The sequence below is a fragment of the Streptomyces sp. NPDC054770 genome, from assembly GCF_053611985.1.
In genome coordinates, this window is record NZ_JBSHBL010000056.1 from 1 (window position 1) to 14553 (window position 14553).

At 73.4% G+C, this 14553-nt stretch carries 12 protein-coding genes; 2 read left to right on the forward strand and 10 right to left on the reverse strand.

Annotated features, from left to right (window positions below; all coding sequences use genetic code 11):
- Positions 1–154: 154 nt before the first annotated feature.
- From ACWGKQ_RS36250 to ACWGKQ_RS36275, 6 genes are all read right to left on the reverse strand, one after another.
- Positions 155–2746 carry a SpoIIE family protein phosphatase gene (locus ACWGKQ_RS36250; RefSeq protein WP_453296285.1) on the reverse strand — a complete coding sequence of 864 codons (2592 nt, stop codon included), beginning with the start codon at positions 2744–2746 and terminating at the stop codon, positions 155–157.
- A gap of 260 nt (positions 2747–3006) precedes the next feature.
- On the reverse strand, positions 3007–3414 hold the full coding sequence (locus ACWGKQ_RS36255; RefSeq protein ID WP_453296286.1) for an ATP-binding protein: 408 nt from the start codon (positions 3412–3414) through the stop codon (positions 3007–3009).
- A gap of 212 nt (positions 3415–3626) precedes the next feature.
- Positions 3627–4046 (reverse strand): (deoxy)nucleoside triphosphate pyrophosphohydrolase, encoded by a 420-nt coding sequence (locus tag ACWGKQ_RS36260; RefSeq protein ID WP_453296287.1) that lies wholly within the window; start codon positions 4044–4046, stop codon positions 3627–3629.
- Between the two features lie 21 nt (positions 4047–4067).
- Positions 4068–4271 (reverse strand): SPOR domain-containing protein, encoded by a 204-nt coding sequence (locus ACWGKQ_RS36265; protein WP_453296288.1) that lies wholly within the window; start codon positions 4269–4271, stop codon positions 4068–4070.
- 329 nt (positions 4272–4600) lie between these two features.
- Positions 4601–5353, reverse strand: coding sequence for a GntR family transcriptional regulator (locus tag ACWGKQ_RS36270; RefSeq protein WP_453296289.1), 753 nt, complete (start codon positions 5351–5353; stop codon positions 4601–4603).
- 147 nt (positions 5354–5500) lie between these two features.
- Positions 5501–6721 carry a DUF4190 domain-containing protein gene (locus tag ACWGKQ_RS36275; protein ID WP_453296290.1) on the reverse strand — a complete coding sequence of 407 codons (1221 nt, stop codon included), beginning with the start codon at positions 6719–6721 and terminating at the stop codon, positions 5501–5503.
- 100 nt (positions 6722–6821) lie between these two features.
- Here ACWGKQ_RS36275 and ACWGKQ_RS36280 point away from each other — a divergent pair, with 100 nt between their 5' ends.
- The gene (locus ACWGKQ_RS36280; RefSeq protein WP_453296291.1) at positions 6822–7046 is read left to right on the forward strand and encodes a hypothetical protein; all 225 of its coding nucleotides are present in this window, start codon (positions 6822–6824) and stop codon (positions 7044–7046) included.
- On the forward strand, positions 7043–8221 hold the full coding sequence (locus ACWGKQ_RS36285; RefSeq protein WP_453296292.1) for a serpin family protein: 1179 nt from the start codon (positions 7043–7045) through the stop codon (positions 8219–8221). The genes ACWGKQ_RS36280 and ACWGKQ_RS36285 overlap by 4 nt, the downstream gene beginning before the upstream one ends.
- A 137-nt stretch (positions 8222–8358) precedes the next feature.
- Here ACWGKQ_RS36285 and ACWGKQ_RS36290 read toward each other — a convergent pair whose 3' ends face one another.
- The 4 genes from ACWGKQ_RS36290 to ACWGKQ_RS36305 all read right to left on the reverse strand — a co-directional run bounded on the left by ACWGKQ_RS36290 (position 8359) and on the right by ACWGKQ_RS36305 (position 14512).
- Positions 8359–9186: an oxidoreductase gene (locus tag ACWGKQ_RS36290; RefSeq protein ID WP_453296293.1), complete on the reverse strand. Its 828-nt coding sequence runs from the start codon at positions 9184–9186 to the stop codon at positions 8359–8361.
- A gap of 43 nt (positions 9187–9229) precedes the next feature.
- The gene (locus ACWGKQ_RS36295; protein WP_453296294.1) at positions 9230–10747 is read right to left on the reverse strand and encodes a sensor histidine kinase; all 1518 of its coding nucleotides are present in this window, start codon (positions 10745–10747) and stop codon (positions 9230–9232) included.
- A complete protein-coding gene (locus ACWGKQ_RS36300) occupies positions 10744–11451 on the reverse strand; it encodes a response regulator transcription factor (protein ID WP_453296295.1) in 708 nt (235 codons plus the stop codon). The genes ACWGKQ_RS36295 and ACWGKQ_RS36300 overlap by 4 nt, the downstream gene beginning before the upstream one ends.
- An 82-nt stretch (positions 11452–11533) precedes the next feature.
- Positions 11534–14512, reverse strand: a complete 2979-nt coding sequence (locus ACWGKQ_RS36305; RefSeq protein ID WP_453296296.1) for a glycoside hydrolase family 2 TIM barrel-domain containing protein — start codon at positions 14510–14512, stop codon at positions 11534–11536.
- Positions 14513–14553: the final 41 nt, after the last annotated feature.

The following is a 14553-nucleotide window of genomic DNA, read 5'->3' on the forward strand; positions in this document are numbered from 1 at the left end:
GGGGGGGGGGGGGGGGTCCCCCGGCGTCCCCCCCGGCCCCGTGGGGGGCGTTTTCTTGGGCCGTCGCCCCCCCGCCCCCGTGTAAGGGGCGCGGGGAACTGCGCGATCGGCCCCCGTCGGCCCGCATCGGACGACCGGCCGGTACCACCCCTTCTCAGAACAGGCTGAGCAAGGCCTCCGCAGGGTCGGTCAGGCCTGTTTCGCCGTCCGGGAGCGGGAGTTCGAACCACACCGTCTTGCCCCGCGGCGTCCGGCGTGAGCCCCACGCCGCGCTGAGGAGACCGACCAGCTGGAGCCCCCGGCCGCCCTCGTCGGTGTCGCGGGCGCGGCGGCGACGGGGCTGGACCAGGCCCGAGTCCCACACCTCGCACACCAGCGTGCGGTCGAGGAGGAGGCGGAGCCTTATCTCCCCCTCGCCGTACCGCAGCGCGTTCGTGACCAGCTCGCTGACGAGCAGCTCCGCCGTGTCGACCAGCGGCTCCAGGTCCCAGGTGAGGAGCTGGCCGCGGGCGTACTCCCGGGCCCGGCCCACACTGCGGGGCTCGCGCGGCAGCGTCCAGTCGCCGACCGACTCCGCCGGCAGCCCCTGGACACGTGCCATCAGCAGCGCGATGTCGTCCTCGCCGTGGTGCGTGTCGAGGGTGTTGAGGACGTGGTCGCAGACGTCCTCAAGAGGCTGGGAGGGGTCGGTGAGGGCGCCGACGAAGGCTTGCAGGCCCTCGTCGAGGGGGTGGTCGCGGGACTCGACCAGGCCGTCGGTGTAGAGGGCGAGGAGGGCTCCCTCGGGGAGTTCGACCTCGACCTCCTCGAAGGGTTCGCCGCCGACGCCGAGCGGCATGCCGGGCGGGACGTCGAGCATCAGGGCGTCCTCGCCGGGTTCGACCAGGACCGGGGGCAGATGGCCGGCGTTGGCGAACGTACAGCGCCGGGTGACGGAGTCGTAGACGGCGTACACGCAGGTCGCGAGGTAGACCTCGGAGAGGTCGGCGTCGCGGGGCTGACGGGCCGCGCGGGTGGCCTGCTGGACCCCGCCGGGCGTGCCGAGACCGCGGGCGATCTCGTCCAGCGCGGAGAGCACTTCCGCCGGTTCGAGGTCGAGCAGGGCCAGCGTGCGGACCGCCGTGCGGAGTTCGCCCATCGCGACCGCCGCGCGTAGACCCCGGCCCATCACGTCGCCCACCACCAGCGCGGTGCGGTGGCCGGGGAGTTCGATGACGTCGAACCAGTCGCCGCCGACCTCGGTGGCCGCGTTGCCGGGCAGGTAGCGGCAGGCGATGTCCAGACCCGAGGCCTCCGGGTCGCCGGGCGGGAGCAGGGACCGCTGCAGTATCAACGCGCGTTCGTGCTCGCGCCGGTAGAGGCGGGCGTTGTCGATACAGACGGCGGCGCGGGCGGCCAGCTCCACGGCGAGGTCCCGGTCGCGGTCGCCGAACGGCTCGCTGCCCTTGGTGCGGGCGAACTGGGCGAGTCCGACGACCGTGTCGTGGGCGACCATGGGCACGGCCAGGGTGGACTGGACCAGGCCGCCCTCCGCCGCCGGCACGTGCTGCGGGCGGGCGGTGCGCAGGGCGTCCGCGCACGGGGAGTTGAAGGGGTAGTGGTGGACCGCGCCGAGGGCGACCGGGGCGCCGCCGCCCACGAAGGGGGCGTCGGAGACCGCGCTGGCGAAGGCGACCCGGCGCAACTCGGCGCTGCCGTCGGCGAGTCCGGGCGGGGTCTCGTCGCCGGCCAGCAGGCCCTGGTAGAGGTCGACGGTGGCGAGGTCGCAGAAGCCGGGCACGACCACGTCGAGGAGTTCGCGGGCGGTGGTCTCCAGGTCGAGGGAGTTGCCGATGCGGGCACCGGCCTCGTTGAGGAGGGCGAGGTTGCGCCGGGCGGCGGCGGCCTCGCGGGCGGCGGCGCGGCGGGCGGTGATGTCCTGGCCGAGCCAGGCGATGCCGATGGGGCGGCCGCTGCCGCTGTGCACCCGGTAGAGGTTGATGGACCAGTGCCGGCGCTCCTCGGAGCCCGGCACGAAGCCCGTGACGTGCATGTCCGTGATGGAGTTGCCGGTCTCCAGGACCCGGCGCAGGGTGGCCGCGACCCGCTCGGCCTCGGAGCGCGGCAGGTAGTCGTGGACGCCCTTGCCGCGGTGGTCGTCGGGGGTGCCGCCGAAGATGGAGGAGAACCGTACGTTGGCGCGGCGGATCCTGAGGTCGGGGTCGATCAGCAGGAAGCCGAACGGAGATTGACCGAATATCGACTGCGAGGCCGCGAGATCGGTCTCGATGCTGCGCAGGGTGCGGACGTCGACCACGATGCACACGGCCGCGTTCTCGCCCTCGGCGGTGCGGGTGGGCATCACGTAGACCTCGGCGATGCCCTCCTCACCGCGCTCGCCGTCGGCCGTGTCGGGCATCCGGAACGGGACCACGCCGGTCCACTCCCGCCCGTCCAGGATCTCGGCCATCTTCCGCTGGCCGCGTTCGCGCAGGTCCGGGTCTATGAACGCCTCGATGGGGTCCATGCCCACGGCGCGCTCGGCGGGGATGCCGAAGATCTGCTCGGCGCGCAGGCTCCACTGCTCCACCAGGCCGCCGGCGCCGATGGCGAACGAGGCGACCTTGATGTAGTCGTAGATGGAGCCGGGCGGGCTGCTCTGCCACATGGCGTCGCCAGGGGCCGCCGCGGCTGTCTCCGCGGTCCCCGTCCTCGCGCCGTCCGACGGGTCCTCGGACTCCGTGGCCTTAGCTGGTATCTCGCTCACGCGAACCGTCCCCTCCAGCTCACCGCGCCCGGCACCGGTCACCGGATGCGGCTGCCCGCAGTATCCAGCACTACGGTGCCGCCTGACACGGTGTTCACGATCACAGCACGGTCCAGACGATTTCCGGACCGGACCGTGACAACACTTCCAGTCTTCTAACCAGGGAACACGCCGTCGAATCACGTACTCCGGCATGCGTTGATCAGCCACCCGCGCGGGTGGACGGCGTAACACCGCGTGTACACCCCCTTCACCCCGTATCACCCGGGTACGGCCAGCTCGAACCAGACCGTCTTGCCGTTGACGCCGGGCCGGGTACCCCAGCTGCGTGCGGAGCCCGCGACGAGTTGCAGGCCGCGGCCGTTCTCGTCGTCGGGGCCGACGGCGCGTTCGCGGGGCGGGTCCGGGAGCGGGTCCGAGACCTCGACGCGGAGCGGGTCGCCGAGGGCTGCGGGCCGCAGCAGGCGGACGCCGATGGGGCCGGTGGCGTGCCGCAGCGAGTTGGTGACCAGTTCGCTGACGAGCAGGGCGGTGATGTCGGCGAGGGGGTCCAGGCCCCACCCTCGCAGTTGGTCACGGACCGCGGTCCGGGCGGTGCGCACGGCGCCCGGTTCCGCGGGAAAGGTCCAGTCGGCGGTGTCACCTTCGGTGTCGATCACACCGATCACTTCCCAGTCGCTTACCTGGCTGCGAGCCCACCCCTGTCCGGTTTCGTGGGGTTAATGGGCACATACCCGATTACCGGGGGGCCTTACCGCGGGAGAGGGCGCACTGTGGTGCGGATGGCTTACGCCGGGGGGCCGTGCGCCTATGAGCTCGGGGGTGCGGGTGTCGGGCGGCTGCGGGTGCGTTGTGGCTTGTCGCGCAGTTCCCCGCGCCCTTATTCGTCGGGGCTGCGCCCCGGACTCAGGAGGGGCGCCACCTCGCGTACCGCCGGTACGTCCTGGGGCAGCCAGGGGACCGTCCAGAGTTGCTCCGGTGTCAGCCAGCGCAGTTCGTCGTGGTCCTGGAGGGGCTTGGGGGCGGGGGACGCGGGGTGGAGGCGGGCGGTCCACACCTGGAGGACGTACGGGGCGTGCAACGGCCACTGTCCCGGCACCCGCGTCAGCGTCTCCGCCTCGACGCCCAACTCCTCGCGCAGTTCCCGCACCAGGGCGTGCTCGGGGGACTCGCCGGGCTCGACCTTGCCGCCGGGGAGTTCCCAGCGGCCGGCCAGTTCGGGGGGTGCGCTGCGGCGGGCCGCGAGGAGGCGGCCGGCGTCGAGCAGGGCGGCCCCGACCACCACGATCGGTTCGCTCATGGGCCGGAGCCTACGGGAGGCTCAGTTCCGGCTGGCGCCGTCCCCGTTGCCGTTGCTGTGGCCGATGCGCTCGACCCAGTAGAGCTGCTTGTGCCCGCGGTCGTCGAGACTGTCGGCGATCTTCTGCGCCTCGGCCCGGGTCGCGTACCGGCCGACGCGGTAGCGATTGCCGTTGTCGTCCTGCCGTATGACGAGCCAGGGGAGAGAGACCGTGCCTTCCGTCATCGCGCCCCTCCGCATCTCCCGGCTCCCGTCCATCCCCGCCCCGCTAAGGAAACCGCACTCCGCATATGCCCGAGCGTACGCCTAACCTTTACGCAGCGAATACGCATTTTCACAAAGAGGTACGCAACCAGCCAGAACGGTGGGGGCGCACGATAACGAATGCGCCGTTCGTGCGCCTCCTGCTTCGGGTCGCGGGCATACCGGAGACGGCCGGGGCCACCTGGGAGAACGGCCGGATTGCAGCGCCGGGGCGCAGGTCCGGACCCGGGTGGTGAAGTCGTCAACCATCGCAAGGGTGTGCGCTACTTCACGGCGAGGAGGTACCCGCGCTACTTCACCGGCAGATGGTAGGACGCCCGGTAGCGGTCGGCCGGGATGACCACGTCCGCGGTCTCCACCGGGCGGCCCGAGGCGTAGTACGTCCGCTGGATCACCAGGACGACATGGCCGGGAACCCCGCCCAGGGTGAGCAACTCCTCGGCGAGGCCCGGGCGGGCGCCCACCTCCTCGGTGACGTTGTCCACGACGACGTCGATGGCGCGCATCCGCTCGACCACGCCCATCCCGCCGAGCGGGCCCTCCTCGGGCAGCATCACGGGGGTGCGGCCGGTGACGGCGAGGGGCTCCCAGGAGGTGGAGAGCATCATCGGCTCGCCCGCGTCCCGGAACAGGTACCGGGTGCGCATCACGCGGTCGCCGAGGTGGATGCCGAGCCGGTCGGCGATCGCGGCGCCGGCCTCCGCCTGCTCGCTGCTGGACTCCCAGGTGCCGCGCGCGGCCGCGTCGGACTGCTCCTGCCGGAAGGGGGTGGCGCCGCCGACCGGCCGGAACCCGGAGCGGGCCACCCGCCGGGGCACGGGCCGCTCGCGCACATAGGTCCCGGAGCCGGAGCGGCCCTCCACCAGCCCCTCGGCCATCAGCACCTTGCGGGCCTCCAGGGCGACCGTGTCCGAGACGCCGTACTCCTGGCGGATGCGGGCCTGGGAGGGGAGCCGGGTGTGCGGCGGCAGCGAACCGTCGACGATCTTCTTGCGGAGATCACCCGCGACACGTAGATACGCCGGCTGCTCACCGAAAGTCACTGGCCGCTCCCATCAGGTTGTACAGACAGCAACAGCGTGGCAACCGTGGGTTGAGCGGTGCAAGCAAAGGCCAGAGAATCACTCGATGTGATGACATAGGGCGTGGGGAGGCTTTACGCAGGCACTTTCTCCCCGTTATAGCCGCGCTCACACCTCGATGCCGGAGCCGCTTCCTCCGCTGCCGGAGCCGCCGCCCCCGTCGCCGTCCGCGGGCGGGGTCGTAGCGAGGCCCAGAGCCTTGCGCGCGGTGACCGACCGTTTCGGGTCGAGCAGCGCCCAACCCTTGTTGTAGTGCGCGTAGTACGTGTCCGCGTCGGTGGCCCGCGCGGCCTCCGCCCACTCCGCCTTCGCCCGGTCGAGGCCCGCGACCAGGCCGTTCACCGGCCCCTTCGCGTCCGGGCCCCAGCCGTGCGCGCGCAGCATCGCGGTCTGCTTGCCGAGGGCGGTGGTCATCCGGTCCGCCCACCGCCGGTAGCCGGGCAGGTCGTCCTCGACGTACTGCGCCTCGGGGGCGGTGTCCAGGGCGGAGTCGAGGACGTGCGCGGCGTCGAGGTAGGCGACCTGGTCGGCGTCCAGCACGCTCTCGTCGTTGCGCAGCGAGCCGGACAGGGTCCGGCCCTCGGTCGCGTTGCCGAACACGCAGGCGACCTCCCGGTCGCCGTAGTGCCAGCTGTCCTCGCTGGGCGTGAAGTAGTACACGTCGACGTCGCCGGGGATCGCCCAGCCGTCCATCGCGTAGCCGTCCTCCAGGGCGTAGCAGCGCCGGTCGGCGGAGCCGCCGACGCTGTCGTCACCGGGGTAGGACGAGCCCTTGAGCTTGTAGGTGGCGAAGACCTCGCCGTCGTGCGCCTTCGCGCAGTCCACCACGGTGACGTCGGAGACCAGGTCGCCGGTGAGCGAGCCGTCGGGGGTGTTGAAGCAGTCGCCGGTCGAGAGGGACAGGCTGGAGCTGTCGTTCACGCCCTCCTTGACGCCGTCCCAGAACTCGCCCGCCCCGCCGGTGGCCAGCAGCAGCACCCACAGGGCCAGCCCGACCGAGGAGAACACCGACCCGGTGACCGCCATCGCCCTGCCCCGCTCGCCGCGCTTGCGGATCTGGCTCAGCCCGATCAGCCCCAGCACCAGCCCGACCCCCGGCAGACAGCACAGCAGCCCGAGCACGAGGGAGGCGATGGCGAGCCCGTTGACGGGCGGCTGGGCGGGATAGGGGCCGTAGCCCTGCCCCCAGGGCGGCTGGTACGGCCCCGGGTACGGCGGCTGCTGTCCGTACGGTCCCTGCGGGTACTGCGGATACTGCGGCTGGCCCGACTGGGGCGGTTGGTAGGGCCCTTGTGGCTGGTGGGGGCCGGGGGGCGGAGGTATGGACACCGGTACCGTGCTCCTGAGGGGGCGTCGGGCCGCGCGGAAACGGACGGCTGGACTGACGTACGACTGCGCGCATCGTAAGCGCGCCGTGAACGGGGGCGGAATGAGGGTGGGGAAGGCGGCCGGGGTGTGGCCGCTGCTGGCCTTCCTGACGGACGGGCGGACGGCGCGGGACGCGGCTCAGGGGCACTTCCCCAGGATCAGCGCGGCCTTCGCCCGGCCCTTCGGCTTCCTTGCCCTGCACCGGCATTCCCGGCTCGTCCTCGCGGCGGGCTGGGTCATGGATCCCCTGCCCTTCCCCGCATACCCATGGGAGCACGACGAATGAACGACACCGTCCGCGCCGTCAACGCGCTCACCGCACGCTGGGCCCGGCAGACCAGACAGGGCACGGTCTTCTCCGCCGCCGGTGTCTGGCCGCTGCTGGCCTTCCTCGCCGACGGCGCCGCTGGCCCGGCCCGGGACGAGCTGACCCGGGCCGTGGGGATGCAAGCCGACCAGGCCGCGGCCGGTGCCCGGGAGTTACTCGCCGGGCTCGACTCGATGCCGGGTGTCGGGGCGGCTCTGGGCCTGTGGACCGACCGGACGTTGGAGCTGCGCGAGCAGTGGGCGGCGGGGCTGCCCACCGACGCGCTCGGGGTGCTCGGCGCCGATCCCGCGGCCTCCCAGGAGGCGCTGGACGCGTGGGCGGCGAAGCGCACCGAGGGGCTGGTCGAGCGGATGCCGGTCCCGCCGGCCGAGGGCGCCCGGATGGTGCTGGCGACCGCGCTGGCGCTGCGCACGGACTGGCAGCAGCCGTTCCGGGAGACGGTACTGCGGCCCGGCTCCGGGCCCTGGCAGGGCCGTACGCTGGCCGGTCTGCACCGCAGCAGCGTCCGCCTGGACCGGATCGGCGTGGCCGCGGGACCGGACGGGCACGTCACCACGCTGAAGGTCCTCGGGGACAACGGCCTCGACGTGCACCTGGTGCTCGGCGCGGAGGGGATGGCTCCCGGGCAGGTACTGCACACGGGCATCGGCGTCCTGGAGCGCGCCCTGCCGGTGACGACCGGCGGACAGCTGCCCTACGGGCCGGCGGGGCCGGGTGTGGTCGTGGAGCGGCAGCCGTCCGTGGACCCGGACCCGATCCGGCTCGACGTGACCACCCCGGGCTTCGCGGTCCGCGCCGACCACGATCTCCTCCAGCTCCACGGGCTGTTCGGACTCTCCACGGCCACGGACGCCCGCGAGGGGCACTTCCCCGGGATCAGCGCCGCGCCGCTCGCGGTCGGGGCGGCCGGGCAGTCCGCGGTCGCGGAGTTCGGGCCGCGGGGTTTCCGGGCCGCGGCGGTCACGGCGGTGGTGGCGGCGCCGGGGGGCGGGCCGCCGCAGTACCGGCACGAGTCCACGGTGGTGCGGGCCGCCTTCGACCGGCCGTTCGGCTTCCTCGCCGTGCACCGGGAGAGCCGGCTGGTGCTGGCGGCGGGGTGGGTGGCGGAGCCGACGGTCGTGGGCCAGCTGTAGGTGCCGCGATGCGCCGTCGTTCGGCTGCAGCGCCGTCGTGGCTGGTCGCGCAGTTCCCCGCGCCCCTTAAAAGCAGGGGGTTGCACGAGCGCCCCCCACACACCCGCAGACGAACGACGGCACAACCAGCGGAGCGCCTAGTCGAAATCGGTGGCCCGCGTGCGCTTCTCCCAGGCGGCGATGTCGGCTCGTACGGCGTCCAGTTGGGTCAGTACGGCGGTCACCGCGTCGTCGCCCAGGGGCAGGTGCAGCGGGGGCTGTTCGGCGTCCAGGGCGGCCAGGATCAGGGCGGCCGCCTTGGCCGGGTCGCCGGGCTGGCTGCCGTCGCCGCCCTCGATGGCGGCGCGGGTCTCGGTGACCCCCGCATAGACGCCGGTGTCGTCGCTGGCCCTGGTCCGGCCGGCGTCGAAGAGCGAGGTGCGGAAGGCGCCCGGCTCCACGATCAGCACCTTGATGCCGAACTCCTTCACCTCGTCGGCGAGCCCCTCGGACATGCCCTCCAGCGCGAACTTCGTGCCGCTGTACGCCGAGACGCCGGCGAAGGACATCTGCCCTCCCATGCTGCTCATCTGCACGATCGCGCCCGAACGCTGCCTGCGCAGGTACGGCAGGACCGCCCGGACCAGCGCGGCCGGGCCGAAGACGTGCAGGTCGAACAGATCGCGCAGTTCGGCGTCGGTGGTCTCCTCGAAGGCACCGACGTGGGCGCGGCCCGCGTTGTTGACCAGGACGTCGATCCGGCCGTGGCGGGCGATCACGTCCCTCACGGCCGGCTCGATCGCCGCCGTGTCCGTGACGTCCAGGCGGACCTGGTCCACCCGGCCGGGGTGGGCGGCGGCCAGCTCCGCCAGCGCCTCGGGGCGGCGGGCCGCCCCGACGACGGTGTCACCCGCGGCGAGCGCGGCCTCGGCGAGCGCCCGGCCGAAGCCGCTGCTCGCGCCGGTGATCAGCCAGATCCTGGTCATGTCCCGTCTCCCTCTGTCCGCAGCCCGGTCCAGCCAACCACCCTCACCCGGAAGGGAGTTCACGTCCAATGGGTTTCCGCGGCGGGTTCACCTCACCGGCGTACGCCGGGCAGAACGGCAGCCGTACGGTGAACACCGTGCGGCCCGGTTCGCTGCTGGCCTCGGCGGATCCCCCGTGGGCGGCGGACACGGCGGCGACGATCGCGAGGCCGAGGCCGCTGCTGCCGGTGGCCCGGGAGCGGGAGGCGTCGCCGCGGGCGAAGCGTTCGAAGACGCGGGGCAGCAGCTCGGGCGGGATGCCGGGGCCGTCGTCGGCGACCCGGACCACCGCCTGGTCGCCGGCGGTCCGGACGGTCACGGTGACCTTGGTGCCGGGCGGGGTGTGGGTGCGGGCGTTGGCGAGGAGGTTGGCGACGACCTGGTGGAGGCGGTCCGGGTCGCCCTCGACCAGCACCAGGTTGCCCGGCATCAGGAACTCCCAGCGGTGGTCGGGTCCGGCCGCGCGGGCGTCGGCCACGGCCTCGGCGAGCAGCGGTCCGAGGCCCACCTCCTCGCGGGCCAGCGGGCGGCCGGTGTCCAGGCGGGCGAGGAGCAGCAGGTCCTCCACGAGCGTGCGCATCCGGCCGATGCCGGACTCCATGCGGCCGAGCGCGTACTCGGCCTGCGGGGCCGCCGACTTCGGGGCGCGGCGCACCAGTTGGAGGTGGCCGGCGACGGAGGCTAGCGGGGTGCGCAGTTCGTGGCCGGCGTCGGCGAGGAAGTCCCGCATGCGCAGTTCGGTGGCGTAGCGGTCGGCGAGGGCGTCCTCGACGTGGCCGAGCAGCCGGTTGACGGCTTCGGCGAGCCGGCCGGTCTCGGTGCCGCAGTCGGTCTCCGGTACCCGTTCCAGGGCGCGGACCTCGCCGTAGCCGAGGGGTTCGCGGGAGATGCGGGTGGCGGTGGCGGCGACGCGTTGCAGGGGCCGTAGCTGACGGCCGATCACGGTGGCGGCGGCCAGGGCGGCGACGGCGAGGGCGGCGGCCGCGACCGCCGACTCGACGGCCAGCAGCCGGCCGAGCATCTGGTCGACCGGCCGCACCGGCAGCGCGGTGACGATGGTGATCTCGGTGTTCCGGGCATCGGCGCGCACGGCCTTGACCCGGTAGGTGCCGCGGCCGGGCAGGTCCAGGGTGTGGCGGTGGCCGTCGGCCTCGACGGTGGCGAGGATCCGCCGTTGCCCGGCGGTCGGGGCGGTCAGCGCTCCGGAGTCGGCCACGACCGCCGCGTGCCGGACCGTGCCCGCGCCCTGCCGGTCGGTCACGGAAACGCCGATGGTGCCCGCCGGGACGCCGAACGCCCTGAGGTAGGGCAGGCCGCCGGTCGGGGCGCCGATCTGGCCGCGGGCGGCCGACGAGTGCTCGGCGAGGGCGTCCAGGCGCTGGTCCAGGCCGGTCATCAGGTAGGTGCGCATGGTCAGCCCGGTGATGGCGATGATCACGACGGAGAGCGCGGCCAGCAGCAGGCTGCTGGAGAGGATCATCCGGGAGCGCAGGCTGCGCGGCCTGCGCGGGCCGTGTCTCATCGCTTCGGCGCGGCGGGCTTCATCAGGTAGCCGACGCCGCGCACCGTGTGGATGAGGACGGAACGGTCGCGCTCGATCTTGCGGCGCAGGTAGCTGACGTAGCTCTCGACGATGTTCAGGTGCCGGTCGGCCTCGCCGGCCCAGACGTTGTCGAGGAGTTCCGCCCGGCCGAGGACCCGGCCGGTGTGCCGCATCAGGTAGCGGAGCAGCTCGAACTCCTGGGCGGTGAGCCGGACCGGGGTGCCGGCCCGGTGCACCTGCCGGGTCTCCTCGTCGAGGGTGAGGTCGCCGACGGCGAGCAGGGAGCCGCCCGCCCCTGCCGCGTCGCAGCGGCGCAGCAGGGCGCGGAGCCGGACCACGACCTCGTCGAGGTCGAACGGCTTGGGCACGTAGTCGTCGGCGCCCGCGCACAGCCCTGCGACCCGGTCCTCGACGCTCTCGCGGGCGGTGAGGAACAGCACGGGGAGGTCCGGCCGCCAGGCCCTCAGGCGCCGCAGCACCTCCAGGCCCTCCAGGTCGGGCAGCCCGCGGTCCAGCACCACCGCGTCGGGCCGGAAGCCGCGGGCCGCCCGCAGGGCCGTCGTGCCGTCCGGTGCCGGCTCGGTCCGCCAGCCCTCGGCCCGCAGCACCGTCACCAGCAGGTCGGTCAGGTCCTTCTCGTCGTCCACGACCAGGATCCGTGGGGTACCGGTGGATAAGTTCATGGCCGGTGACCGTCCACCTCCGGGCCGTGAGACGCGTGGGTGCGGACTGTGAAAGAGCTGTCGGGCTGTCGGATCCTGTCGCTCAGGCGTCCGCCGTGAAACGCAGCCTGATCGTGCGGGCTTCGGGTCGCAGCGCGAACTCCGGCCAGACGTCCGGGCCGCAGGCGCGGGAGCCGAGGCCGTGCTGGGCCGCGTCGATGAAGAGGTGGCTGGTGGCGGACTCCGGGAGTTCGAAGGGGTGGGCGGCCCGGGCGAGTTGCTGCGGGGTGTGGCGGGCGAGGGTGAAGCCGGGGCGCCGGCCGCGGGTGTCGGGGAGCGCCTTGATGCGCAGGGCCTCGGTGTCGCCGCTGGTCAGGGTGAGGTGGCGGAGCTGGGAGCGGTGGCCGGTCTCCTGGGGGCGCGCGTAGTCGACCGACAGGTCGTGGACGGTGGCCGAGAAGCGGCCGGCGCGGGCCGCCCGGAGGCTGTCGGGGTAGGACTCCAGCGGGCCCAGGCCGAACCACTCGGCGCCGTCGACGGGGGCCGCCCCGTCGGGGAGTTCGAAGTGCACGCCGATCCGCGGCCACACGGTGGACCAGCCGCGCGCGGGCTCGATCTCGACGCGCAGTTCCAGCTCGCCGTCCTCGACCGACCAGACCGACTCCACGGTCACCGAGAGCGCGGAGTCCGCGGCGGACACCCGGTCGACGGTGCGCAGGGCGTCCGTGGCGTGTTCCACGCTGATCCGTCGTGCGGTGAGGCGGTCGAGTCCGTCCCGGCGCCACAGTTCGGCGCTGGAGATCCCCTCGGCGCTGGCGTCGCTGCCCTCCAGCCGGTCGGCGGTGCCCTCGTCGTTGTCGGTCGGGGCGCGGAACAGCTCCAGCCGCGGCCCGGTCACGGGCCGTCCGGCGAGCCGGGTGAGGGATCCGCCGGTGAACTCGGCGATGCCGAGGGCGAGTGTCCCCTCGCCCGGCCGCCAGCCGGACCGGGGGCGGACGGCGGGCACCGGCCGCCGTACCGAGCAGTCCAGCTGGGCGGTGGCGACCTCGTGGCCCGCGGGGGCCCAGGCGGTCTCCGTCGCCAGTACCGCCTCGACCGTCAGCCAGGTCTCGGCGTCCGCGGCCACCGCGATCGCGGGCAGCGGCACCCGTCCGGATTCGCCCGCCGCGAGGAGGGGGGTCTCCAGCTCCCCCGCCTCCACGGGGATGCCGTCGAACTCGACGCGCCAGCGGAAGCGCAGGTCGGAGGTGTCGGCCGAGTGCCGCAGGTTGGTGATGGCGAGCTTGTCGCCGTCGAAGGCGAACCGGACCGGCTGGACGACCGCCTTGAACTCGTGCAGGCCGGGCGTCGGCACGTCGTCGCTGAGCACCATGCCGTCCATCACGAAGTTGCCGTCGTGCAGGACCTCCCCGAAGTCGCCGCCGTAGGCGTAGTACGGCGTCCCGTCGGGGGCGGTGGCCAGGATGCCGTGGTCGCGCCACTCCCAGACGAAGCCGCCGTGCAGCCGCGGGTGGCGGTGGACCAGTTCCTCGTACTGGTCGAGGGCGCCCGGACCGTTGCCCATGGCGTGGGCGTACTCGCACAGCAGGAACGGCCTGGTGCGCTGCCGGGCGCCCTGGGCGGGGGTGCAGCCGAGCAGCGGGGCGGTGGAGCCGTCGGTGCCGATCTGCTCGGTCTCCGGCACCGTCGCGTACATGCGCGAGTAGACGTCGGTGTACTCGCCGGTGTAGTCGCCCTCGTAGTGGACGGGGCGCTCGGGGTCGCGGGCGTGCACCCAGGCGGACATGGCGGCGAGGTTGGCTCCGGTGCCGGCCTCGTTGCCGAGCGACCACATCACGACGCCGGGGTGGTTCTTGTCCCGCTCCACGGTGCGCTCGATACGGTCCAGGCAGGCCGCGCGCCAGGCGGGATCGTCGGTCGGGTTGCCGACCCAGCCGACCTTGTCGAAGCCGTGGGTCTCGAGGTCGCACTCCAGGACGACCCAGAAGCCGAGTTCGTCGGCGAGGTCGAGCAGCCGGGGGTGCGGCGGGTAGTGGCTGGTGCGGATGGCGTTCACGTTGAACCGCTTCATCCGGGCCAGGTCCGCGCGGGCGTGCGCCTCGTCGAAGACCCGGCCGCGCTCGGGGTGCGCCTCGTGCCGGTTCATGCCGTGGAAGACGACCTTGCGGCCGTTGACCAGGAACTGGTCGCCGCGGATCTCGACCGTGCGGAAGCCGATGCGCAGGGCGATGCTCTCGGCGGCCGAGGAGACGGTCGCGTCGTACAGCCGGGGCAGCTCGGCCGACCACGGCTCCACCTCCGGGACGTCGACGGGCGCCACGTCGGCCGCGGTCTCCCAGACCCGCTCCACGCCCAGTTCGGGGATGCGCAGGGTGACCGGGAACGCGTCCGCGCCGGCGGTGACCTCCGTCTCGACGCGCCCGCGCCCGCCGTCGTAACCGGTGCGCAGCCAGACGTCCTCGATGCCCCCGGCCGGCCGGGCGAGCAGGGTGACGTCCCGGAAGATGCCGGGCAGCCACCACTGGTCCTGGTCCTCGACATAGCTGGCCGCCGACCACTGGTGCACCCGTACGGCGACCACGTTGTCACCGGGGCGGACCGCCGACGTCACGTCGAACTCGTGGGCCAGCCGGCTGCCGCTCGCGGTGCCGATCTCGACGCCGTTCACCCAGAGCCTGAACAGCGACTCGACACCGTCGAAGCGCAGCACGACCCGTTCGGCGTCCGGCCAGCCGGCGGGAAGGTCGAAGTGGCGGCGGTAGTCCCCGGTGGGGTTCTCGTCGGGGACGTGCGGGGGGTCGATCGGGAACGGGAACTGGATGTTCGTGTAGGCCGGCCGGCCGTAGGCGCCGTCGCCTTCCAGCACCCAGTGGGCGGGCACCGGAATGCTGTCCCAGCCCTGGTCGTCGAAGTCCTCGGTGGCGAACTCCTGGGCCACGGCCGCCGTGGGCGACAGCCGGAAGCGCCAGGGGCCGTTCAGCGAGAGGGACGGGGCGTCGGAGTGCAGCCAGGAGCGGGCCGGGCGCAGGGCGCCGTGCCAGGGGGCGGGGTCCGATACGTACGCGGAGAGCTCGGAGGGCAAGAGGTCACAACTTTCTTGAATGATGGGGGGGGAGCTGCAGC

What these genes read in the sequence shown, in the direction of transcription:
- ACWGKQ_RS36265 (WP_453296288.1), bottom strand. Translation starts at nt 4,271, where the DNA reads ATGACGGAAGGCACGGTCTCTCTCCCCTGGCTCGTCATACGGCAGGAC.
- ACWGKQ_RS36285 (WP_453296292.1), top strand. Translation starts at nt 7,043, where the DNA reads ATGAACGACACCGTCCGCGCCGTCAACGCGCTCACCGCACGCTGGGCC.
- ACWGKQ_RS36260 (WP_453296287.1), bottom strand. Translation starts at nt 4,046, where the DNA reads ATGAGCGAACCGATCGTGGTGGTCGGGGCCGCCCTGCTCGACGCCGGC.
- ACWGKQ_RS36295 (WP_453296294.1), bottom strand. Translation starts at nt 10,747, where the DNA reads ATGAGACACGGCCCGCGCAGGCCGCGCAGCCTGCGCTCCCGGATGATC.
- ACWGKQ_RS36300 (WP_453296295.1), bottom strand. Translation starts at nt 11,451, where the DNA reads ATGAACTTATCCACCGGTACCCCACGGATCCTGGTCGTGGACGACGAG.
- ACWGKQ_RS36290 (WP_453296293.1), bottom strand. Translation starts at nt 9,186, where the DNA reads ATGACCAGGATCTGGCTGATCACCGGCGCGAGCAGCGGCTTCGGCCGG.
- ACWGKQ_RS36280 (WP_453296291.1), top strand. Translation starts at nt 6,822, where the DNA reads ATGAGGGTGGGGAAGGCGGCCGGGGTGTGGCCGCTGCTGGCCTTCCTG.